Raw genomic sequence first — 8,125 nt, forward strand, 5'->3', positions numbered from 1 at the left:
GGGCGGGCTGCGCCTGGTCGGTGGCGGGCTGGCTGAGCCGGATACTGGGGTGGATCCGTGGGCGTTCCAGGCCGGGTGTTCTCAGGCGTTCGCGAGGACGTGGGTGGTGCGGGGGTTTGCTCCGTCGACGGTGCGTAGCTATACCTCCCTCCTCGCCCGTGTTCTGGGGCGTTTCGACTGTCCGGTGTGGGCGGTGGAAGCCGATGACGTGGATGAGATGCTCCACGCCCTGGCTGTGGCGGGTCTGGCGGCCGGTACGCGTCGGCAGTACTTGCAGATGCTGCGCGCTTTCCACGCTTTCGTCGTCGAGCGGTATGCGGTGCAGGTACGCGCCGAGTTCGGTGTCGTGGTGGGGAAGGGCGGGCTGGACCGGTACAACCGGGTGCGGCATGCCGGTGACGACGCCGCGGTCGGTCCTCCTCCCAGCCGGGAGCGGTTGGAAGCGTTCTTCTCCTTCGCCCGTTCCCAGGTGGCCGTTGCGTCCGACTACCGGGCCATGGCCCGGGACTACACGATGCTGCGCACGCCGTACCTGTCGGCGGTCCGGGTGGGTGAGCTGGTGCGCCTGGACCGGGCCGATGTGTATCCGCAGCTTGGGCCGTCGGGGAAGCTGCATGTGCGGTTCGGGAAGGCGGCGAATGCGTCGGGGCCGCGGCCGCGGTGGGCGCCGATGCTGGAGGGCCTGGAGAAGATCCTGGCCTGGTATTTGGCCGATGTCCGGCCGCTGTTCCCCGCCACCGAGGCACTGTTCTGCGACGACGACGGCCAGGCGCTGAAGGCGGGGACGGTCAGGGATCGCCTGGCCCGTCTTCTCGATGTCGAGGGCGTGGGCTGGGATGAGCGGTTCACCCCGCATGCGCTGCGCCGGGCGTGCGCGACGCATCAGTACGAGCGGGGCATGGACCTGATCGCGGTCCAGCAGCTCCTCGGGCACCGGCACATCGCTTCCACGATGGCGTACGTGAAGCCGTCGCAGAAGTTCGTCGAGGACGCCTGGCGGCGCGCGACCGACTCTGCTGTCCGTGTGCTGGCGGGCTGAGTGAGAGAGGCGAGGGGCATGACATCAGCAGGGACAGGGCTCCCGGACCCGGCTTCAGAGGTGGTGGAGTGGCGGCTGCGGATGGCCGCGGCGGAGCGGGGTGTGTGGACAGGAACGCAGCTGCGCCGGCTGCTCGCGGAGAGGGCGGGGCTGGAGCTCTCGGCGGCCTCGGTGTCCGCGCTGTTCACCAAGCAGCCCTCCCAGGTGAAGCTGTCGACCCTTGCTGCCCTGTGCACGGCCCTGGACTGCGCCCCGGGAGACCTCCTCGCACTGAATCCCACGGCATCGGCTGTGGCGGCGGTGTTGCGGGAGAACGGCGGGCGGCCTGCGGCCACGGTCTTCACGGCTACCCGGACGCGGTCGCTTCCTCCCCTGTGACGCTGGGAGCGTTCTTCGAATCGTCGGCTCCACCGACTGGGAGAGGTGCCCGTATGGCAGTGCCCGTTCCCGATGCTGTCCGTGGCTGCTGTCCCGGCTGCGGGAAGCAACGCTGGCTGCGCCCTGGATCGGTTCGGTGTGCGTGGTGCTCGCGCAGGTGTTCTGGCTGCGGTGGCGGCAGGCGTTCGGCGGAGGAGATGTGCGCTGCGTGCCGGCGCCGGGCCGCGGGTGTTCCCGCGCTCGGTCCGTGCAGGCGGTGCGGGCGCCGCCGCACGCTTGAGGCCGCGACCCAGTGGTGCCGTGATTGCTCCGATCCGGCCACGGCCGAGCCGGTCGCGGCCTGTAGGAGGTGCGGTGTTCCGGCTCAGTGGGCGCGGGGCATGTGCAAGTCCTGCTACGAGAACTCCCCCCACACCGTTCAGACCCGGGCGGCGGGCTGGGCCTGCCGCATGCCCGCCGTGCCTGCCTGGTGGGACCCCTTTACTGCTCACCTGCAAACTCACCGGCACACCTTCTACGCCGCGGACGCCATCACCCACACCGCCCGCCTGATCCTCAAAGCCGGCACCACCGACCCGGCCACGCTCCTGCACCATGCGCAGCACGCCACCCCCTGGCTCGTGCGGCCCCTCGCCGATTTCTTCCGGACCCACCACCTCCACGACGCCCCCGGGACGGCCGAAGACGCAAGAGCAGCCGCCCTGCGGGAGCGCCGCATCGAAGCCGTCCCGGCCCCGCTGCGCCCAGCGGTCAGGGCTTTCGCCCGGGCGCTGGTGGACCAGCGTGAGCGTGCCGCGGCTCTGGGGCTGCGCCCGAACCGGCTGAAGACCATCGAGATCCGGCTCGATACCGTCCGGGACCTTGCTCTTCATGCCGAGGGCCGGGGGCACAGGTCGTGGGCGTCGGTGACCACCACGGATCTGGAGGCGTTCCTCGCCCGGAACCCGGCCCGCAGGGCTTCCTGGCTGGCGGGCCTGCGCCAGTTCTTCGCCCACGCCCACCGCACCGGAGTGGTGCTCCACAACCCGGCCGCGCCTCTCGATGCTCTGCAGGCGCGTGGTTTCAGGGGTGCCACCCTCACCCTGGACGAGCAGCGCATCCTCTACCACCGCTGGAACGGGAACGGCGCGATGCAGCCGCACGAGGCGTTCATCGGCCTGGCCGCGCTGCTCCATGCGGCCACGACCACCGAACTGCGCCTTCTTGCCCTCGACCACCTCACCCCCGCCCGCCACGCGGTCCGCTTTCCCGGACGCTCCGTCGATCTCGTACTCGACACGGCGACGTGGAAGGCGCTGGTGGGCTGTCTCGGCCACCGGTCCTCGCTGGGCACGGACAACCCGCACGTCCTGGTGACGCGGCTGACGAGAACCACCCAAGAACCGGCTGGTGCGGCCCACATCCGTGACAGCCTGGCCCCGGTCGGCTTGCTGCCGCGCGTCCTGCGCTCGACCCGGCTGGTCACCCTTGCCGCTGAGCTCGACATCAAACAGCTCACCGCGGCGCTGGGCATGTCCTACAACGGCGCTGCCCACTACGTATAACCGGGTGCCGGAGGTCAGGGGATCCCGCTCTGCTGTGCCCAGTGGATGCCGGGTTCGGCGAGCTGGCCGGTCGGCGTCGTCTCTGGCCGGCCGGCTGCCGGTGTGGTGGGTGGTTCTGCCAGGGGGTGTTCGGCGTGGCCCTGGCCAGCGGTGGCGCTCAGGTTCGGCTGTTCTTCTTGGCCCGGGCGTCGGTGATGGCGTAGGGCAGTCCGGGGAGCAGCAGGAGGGGCGCTGCCCACAGCGGCAGCTCGAACAGCACCGTGTCGCCGGCGAGCCGGTCGGTGAGGAGCGCCGCGGACACGGCGGTGAGGGCGAGGGTCCAGCTGCGGCGTATGCCGAGGCTGCCGCGCCGCAGCTGCCAGGCGACGGTGGCGGTGCCGAGTACCGCCCAGAGGGCGAGGTAGCCGGGGGTGATGTCCAGGGTGGTGGTCCATCGGGTCAGGTACGAGAACAGCAGGACGCAGCCGATGACGAAACACCCCAAAGACGCGGTGCGCAGCACCCGGCGCGGGAGCGGGGAGCGTGCCCGCGCCCATGCGGCGGCGAAGGCACGGACGTCGCTCCCGATGACGTCCTGCCCGGTGCGGCCGGCTGCCTGTGCGTCCTCCAGGTGTGCGGAGAGAGTTCGTCGAGCATCTCCCTCACGGAGGCGTCGTCGATGCCCCTGTACTCCCAGTTGGTGCGGCAGGCGGTGAGGATCTGCGCGTTGGTCATGGTGTGGTTTCCCCCGTGGGTTTGGTGGTGGTCAGGATGCGGCCCACCTGCCCGGCGAAGGCGAGCCAGCCGTCCCGGCCGCCGCTCAGTTCGGTGTGTCCGGCCTCGGTCAGGCGGTAGTACTTGCGCGGGGCACCGCCGCTCGGGGACGCAGCGCGGTAGGAGGAGATGAGCCCCGCTCGCTCCATGCGGGCGAGCAGCGGGTAGATGCTGCCGTCGCTGACCAGTTCCAGCCCCCCGGCGGCGAGGGCCTCGGCGAACTCGAAGCCGTATCTGGGGCGTTCGGCGATCAGCGAGAGCAGGCACAGGTCGAGCACGCCGCGCAGGAGCTGGCTGCGCCGCTGGTCACCGGCGGCGGACAGTTCCTTTGCCATGCGGTACAAGAAAATCAGCAAGTACCTTGCACCACAAGAGACCACGGGTAGTCCGCCGGGGTGCTGTGCCCTGTGGAGCCCGGAAACTGCTCGCCCGTCTTCTACTGCGCCCACTCCACCCCGAGGTCGGTGAGGGTGGCGCGTTGGGCGGGGGTGAGTTTGTGGCGGCGGGTTTTGGTGTTGGTGATCCACACGCCGAGTTTCAAGACGACGGGGGCGGTCTCGCCCTCGACCGTGATCGTTTCTGTGTGGCTGCGGGGGATGCGGTGGTGGCCTTCGCGGTCGATGTACTGGGCGAGGGCTGCTGCGCCCCGCTGGAAGGCCGCTGATGTCTTTCCCGTGGCTTTCCCGGTGTTCTTGGCCGGCGGGGCTGGGGCGGGCCGCTGGGCGGGTGTCAGGCCCAGCGTGGACAGGCGCTGCTGCTGTTCCTTGCTTAGCTGGGCCCATGAGTTGGCCTGTCGTTTCAGCCAGCGTCCGAGGTCGTCGCCTTCGAAGCGGACGCCGGGTTGGATGTCGGGCAGGATGCCGCCGGGTTCGGTGTCGGCGAGGTCGGCGAGGATGCGGTAGTGGCGCTGCCAGTCCAGTGGCCAGGGGCAGTTCCAGTCCTTGTCGATCGCGGTGAGCTGCTTGGCCCGGGTCTCGGCTGTTTCCTCGTTTTTGCCGAGGCCGCCGGTGCGCCGCAGGTTGGCCATCAGCTGCCCGATGGCCAGCTGCTCGCCGTCTTCGCCCCACATCGCGTCCTGCCGGGGTGCGAGGTGGCCGTGGGCGCGTCGGTAGGAGCGCAGGAGGGCGAGTTTGGTCTCCCAGGCTTCCTCGCCCGGTTCCCACACCATCCCCTCGGCGTCCAGCTGCTCCTTGCGGTGTGCCTCCAGCTCGCCCGCCCGCAGCGCCTTGCGCTGTTCGTGGACCCACCGCCCCAGAGGGAAGTCCTCGGTGACGCCGACCTCGGTCTCGGTGTCGTACGGGACCGCATGCAGGCCGGTGATCCCGTGCTTGGCGCGCCATCGGCGCAGGGCCTGGAAGCCTTCCAGCCACACCAGAGATTCGGGCCGGTAGACCCGGGTTCGGAGGAATGCGGCGATGGTGGCTGCGTCTCGGGGGCTGGAGAAGTGCAGCAGGGCCGACTCCACGGCGGCCTCGGTGTCTTCCTGCTCTTGGTCTTCGCGGCCGGGGCCGATGATCCGGCCTTCCTCGTCACGCACGACGTGGTGGAGTTTGGCTCGGGGCTGCCGGGTGAGGGCGCGGGAGGCGAGTTGTTCGACGAGGTGTTCGGAGTGTGCGCGCAGGCCCTGCAGTACGGCTACAAGAGGGCGGAACGAGGCGCTGGCGACCATGTCGGTGGGGTCCTCGCCCGGCTCCAGGAACACCGGCACGATGATCCGGGCGACCTTGGTGGTGCCGTCGCGGTTGAGGCGGAGTGCGCGGCCGATGTTCTGGACGATCTCGACCTGGGAGCCGCGGGTGTCGGCGAAGCAGATGGCCTCCACGCCACGCTCGCCGGTGATGTCCACGCCTTCTCCGAGGACGCGACAGCTGGCGAGGAACGCCCGGTGGACCCGCCGGCCCGAGACGTCGATGCCGTTGGCGAACTGCCGCAGGACCTCACGCCGCTCGGCCACGAGGTGGTCGCCGCACAGCCACGCCGACCACACCCGGTCCCGGGGTACGTGGCGGCCGGCCTCGAGTTCGTAGAACTCCGCGTGGATCGACGACCTCGGCAACCGGTCCGCAGCCGCCAGGTCGGCGTCGGAGGCGTCGGTGGCATAGAGCTCGGTGGCGGTCTCGGGCAGCTTATCCGCGAACGCGGCGGCCTCCTCGACCTTCTGGTGGAAGGTCATAACCGTACGAAGGTTGTACGCCGCGGCGTGCTCCAGCAGCGCCGTCTGCAACAGCGCCAGGCGCCGGCCCCGCAGCGCCTCCTCCGACTCCCCGAAGACGGGAGAGGGGTCCCGGATCTCCAGGACGTCGATCTCGAATCCGGCGAGGATGCCGCGCTCGATCGCCTCCGAGAGCCCGAGCTCGGCCAGCCAGGGCCCGTAGGTATCGGAGTCCTGGCCCATCGACGCGAGCTCCAGCTCCCGGCCGTCCGCGCCCTTCTGCGGCCGGGGGGAAGCGAGGATGCGCGGGGTCGCGGTGAGGTAGAGCCGGAAGTCGGCTGGGATGCGGGCATTGTCATGGATCGCGGCCCAGGGCCTGCCAAGATCACCTGCGGTTGAGTGGGCTTCGTCCACGATGGCGAGGTCGAAGCCTGCCATCTGCTGGCCGTAGAGCCGCTCCCCGCCCGCCAGAGCCGCCTCCAGCGGCCCGCGAACCTTCCCCTGGCCCTCAGCGTCGATGTCCTCGCGGTCCACCAGGGAGGCGTATGTGGCGAACACGACGATCGGCCCCTGCCCGGCCCACAGCGCGAGCTGGATCGGGTTCGTGGTGGTGCGCACCCCCAGCTCGTTGAGGACTGGGTCGTTCTCCAGTGAGCACACCGCGACCATCGGGGCTTGGTGGCCCATCAGGCGCCACGCCTGGGCGGTCTGGACGAGCAGGTCCAAGGTGGGCACGGTGATGAGAATCCGGCCGCCGGGGAAGCACTCCAGCGCGCATGCGGCGGCTGTGATCGTCTTGCCCGACCCGGTCGCGGACACGATCGTTCCCCGGGCCCCCTGTGGGGGCACAGATGACCTTGCAGGAAATCCCACCCACTTTCGGAAACTCGATTTCTGATCCACCTGGTGCTCTCGGAGTGGGATCAAAACAGTTCTCCTGGTTCGGGTAGGACCTGTTCGACGGAGGTGATCTGGTGCCCGTTTCCCCGGTAGGGGCCGTCCGGCCGTCCGTAGGCGTTCCAGGCCCGGCTGGCCGCTTCGCTGAGCGAGCCGGCCATCAGGTGGATGACGAAGTCGGCACCGCCTGGTGCTTGCTCGCCGAGGGGGCGGCCGGTGATGCGGTAGACCCGGTGTCTGAGCAGCTCGATGGGTGCCTGACCGTCGGGCTCCCCGGCGTGCGCCCGGTCTTCTTCAAGGCGTCGTAGCCGCTGTTGCTCATAGCGGATCGCGCGTGGGTCCTCGGCGGGCTCATACACGGGCATCTGCAGTTCGGCCGTGACGTGGGCGATGCGCCGCCACTGGTCGTGCTGGAGGACGGCGATGTGCAGTTCGCTCAGGCTCTTCGGTTCCTGCGGCCCTGTGCTCGCGCGGGCCTCGCGTTCCTGCGCGAGACGTACGCGCTCCATGATCTGGTTCAGGTCCAGGCCCGTCGCTTTTCTCAGCACACTGAGGCGAGCTAATTCATGGGGAAGATATTCGTAGACAGGCATCTGCGAACCTCACTCGATGCGCCTGGAGGGTGTGGTGTTATTTCTCCAATGCTACATGCTGCATCATGCTAGGGTTGGAGTTCGACCACAGGACTGACGACCGGTAGCGGGGAACGAAGAAGAATCGAATGATCGAGAATCCTTGGACGCCCGCCCATCAGGCGGTCGAGTCCAGCGACCATGCCGAGCTGACCCGCCTCCTCGATGAAGGGCGCAGATGTCAACGAGGTGTGCTGTGGGATGACTCTCCTGGAGCATGCCATCGACTTGGAGGGGGACTCGGCACTTCAGTCAGGGACTCCGATCGACAGCCGGCTCACAGTGATCCTGCTGGCCTACGGGGCCAATCCAAGACCGCAACCTCCCGGAGACATGAGTGCGATGGACCTGGCCGACTACTACGGTCACGACATCGCCTACCGCCTGATACCGCTTCGCTGCCGACCTCGTCAAGGGGGGACCCTAAGCGACACCACCGACACTGCTGCCAGCGCCCGCGGAGCGGGCTAAGTCCTGAAGGCGAAGCCGGAAGGACCCGGGTGGGGGAGCGAAGCGGACCCGCCCAACGGGCCGCAGGCCCGTACTCTGTGAAACAGGGTCACTCAGGCCTGCGGAGCGGGCCGTTCGGGTGGAGCGCAGCGAAACCCGAACCCGTCCGGAGCGAAGCGCAGGACCCCGGCCCGAAGGGCCGGCCTTGGCTCGGCGAAGCCGAGCCCCGCCGAGCGCAGCAAGGCGGTTCGCTGGCACAGCGCGCAGCGCTGTGGAACCC

Annotated in this window: 7 protein-coding genes; 3 read left to right on the plus strand and 4 right to left on the minus strand. The window is 69.4% G+C overall.

The features are described 5' to 3' along the window. From HYE82_RS30695 to HYE82_RS30705, 3 genes are all read left to right on the plus strand, one after another. The coding region (locus HYE82_RS30695; protein WP_218783256.1) for a tyrosine-type recombinase/integrase at nucleotides 1-1,039 on the plus strand (1,039 nt) is incomplete at its 5' end. 18 nt (nucleotides 1,040-1,057) lie between these two features. Next, nucleotides 1,058-1,417 carry a helix-turn-helix transcriptional regulator gene (locus HYE82_RS30700; protein WP_179177465.1) on the plus strand — a complete coding sequence of 120 codons (360 nt, stop codon included), beginning with the start codon at nucleotides 1,058-1,060 and terminating at the stop codon, nucleotides 1,415-1,417. A 380-nt stretch (nucleotides 1,418-1,797) separates the two neighbouring features. Further along, on the plus strand, nucleotides 1,798-2,961 hold the full coding sequence (locus HYE82_RS30705; protein ID WP_179177466.1) for an integrase: 1,164 nt from the start codon (nucleotides 1,798-1,800) through the stop codon (nucleotides 2,959-2,961). A 157-nt stretch (nucleotides 2,962-3,118) separates the two neighbouring features. Here the strand turns inward: HYE82_RS30705 and HYE82_RS30710 are convergent, their stop codons facing one another. The 4 genes from HYE82_RS30710 to HYE82_RS30725 all read right to left on the minus strand — a co-directional run bounded on the left by HYE82_RS30710 (nucleotide 3,119) and on the right by HYE82_RS30725 (nucleotide 7,356). Further along, on the minus strand, nucleotides 3,119-3,463 hold the full coding sequence (locus tag HYE82_RS30710) for a hypothetical protein (protein WP_179177467.1): 345 nt from the start codon (nucleotides 3,461-3,463) through the stop codon (nucleotides 3,119-3,121). Nucleotides 3,464-3,671: 208 nt separating this feature from the next. Then, nucleotides 3,672-4,049, minus strand: a complete 378-nt coding sequence (locus HYE82_RS30715; RefSeq protein WP_179177468.1) for a PadR family transcriptional regulator — start codon at nucleotides 4,047-4,049, stop codon at nucleotides 3,672-3,674. Between the two features lie 101 nt (nucleotides 4,050-4,150). Further along, entirely contained in the window at nucleotides 4,151-6,793 is a 2,643-nt protein-coding gene (locus HYE82_RS30720; protein ID WP_179177469.1) for a DEAD/DEAH box helicase, read from the minus strand. Next, on the minus strand, nucleotides 6,790-7,356 hold the full coding sequence (locus HYE82_RS30725; RefSeq protein ID WP_179177470.1) for a hypothetical protein: 567 nt from the start codon (nucleotides 7,354-7,356) through the stop codon (nucleotides 6,790-6,792). Before HYE82_RS30725 ends, HYE82_RS30720 begins: the two co-directional genes overlap by 4 nt. Nucleotides 7,357-8,125: the final 769 nt, after the last annotated feature.

The organism is Streptomyces sp. BR123, from assembly GCF_013401435.1.
Lineage (GTDB): Bacteria > Actinomycetota > Actinomycetes > Streptomycetales > Streptomycetaceae > Streptomyces.

Excerpts from the sequence above, each read along its gene's own strand:
- HYE82_RS30700 (WP_179177465.1), top strand. The coding sequence starts at position 1,058 with ATGACATCAGCAGGGACAGGGCTCCCGGACCCGGCTTCAGAGGTGGTG.
- HYE82_RS30705 (WP_179177466.1), top strand. The coding sequence starts at position 1,798 with ATGTGCAAGTCCTGCTACGAGAACTCCCCCCACACCGTTCAGACCCGG.
- HYE82_RS30715 (WP_179177468.1), bottom strand. The coding sequence starts at position 4,049 with ATGGCAAAGGAACTGTCCGCCGCCGGTGACCAGCGGCGCAGCCAGCTC.
- HYE82_RS30725 (WP_179177470.1), bottom strand. The coding sequence starts at position 7,356 with ATGCCTGTCTACGAATATCTTCCCCATGAATTAGCTCGCCTCAGTGTG.